Raw genomic sequence first — 722 nt, 5'->3', positions numbered from 1 at the left:
TTTTCTTTGTGAGTGGCTAAGAACTCGGTGATTTTATCTGCACTTTTATCCAGCTTCTCTTTTTGTTTTAAATCCTGAGTTATCAACTCTTCACTCAGTCCATCTTGTGATTGGTGGCGTTCAATAATACGTTTGCTTGCGCGTTCTAGTTTTGCTTTTTTGCGGTCTAACTCATCGAATTTGCCGCTCCACTCCTTACTTGCATTGGACTTTAATTTACACCCATCAATGGCAAACATGTTGCGGCCTATCAAGCCTTCCTCATCACATATCATCAGTACTTGCGTAAAAAGCGGCTCAATCTGTTCATGCATTTTGGCCACGAATCCCGCTATTGATGTGTAATGCGGCTGAATATCTCCCGACACACTCATAAATAAAATATTATGCTCGCAAGCCTTTGCAATCCGACGGCTACTGATAAATCCATGTGCATAACCCAGTAAAATAATCTTTAGCATTACCGAAGGCGGATACGCAGCAGCGCCTGTTTTGTCGTTGTTATACCACGCGTCAAAGCCCGATAAGTCGAGTTTATTTTCGACAATATAACAAAGGGCATACTCAAAGGTGCCAGGCAAAATTTGCTCAGCGAAATTGATAGGAATGAATTTATTTTGACAGGATAAGTCAGGCTTATAGTTAGCCATAACAGTTTACCGTGGGTGAATAATATCTATTAGATCACAGCGAATGAATGGATTCAAGGTTAAAAAGCAATC

Annotated in this window: 1 protein-coding gene; it reads right to left on the bottom strand. The window is 40.6% G+C overall.

All coding sequences use genetic code 11. The annotated features are described in order from the left end of the window. Positions 1-650, bottom strand: a 650-nt coding sequence (locus GQR55_RS19995) for a transposase (RefSeq protein ID WP_166421967.1), incomplete at its 3' end; no start/stop codon positions are given. Positions 651-722 lie beyond the last annotated feature (72 nt).

The organism is Pseudoalteromonas sp. Z1A8, from assembly GCF_011378855.1.
Taxonomy (GTDB): Bacteria; Pseudomonadota; Gammaproteobacteria; order Enterobacterales; family Alteromonadaceae; genus Pseudoalteromonas.
The sequence above is the reverse complement of the archived record's forward strand: the minus strand, read 5'-3'. Positions and strand labels throughout refer to the sequence as shown.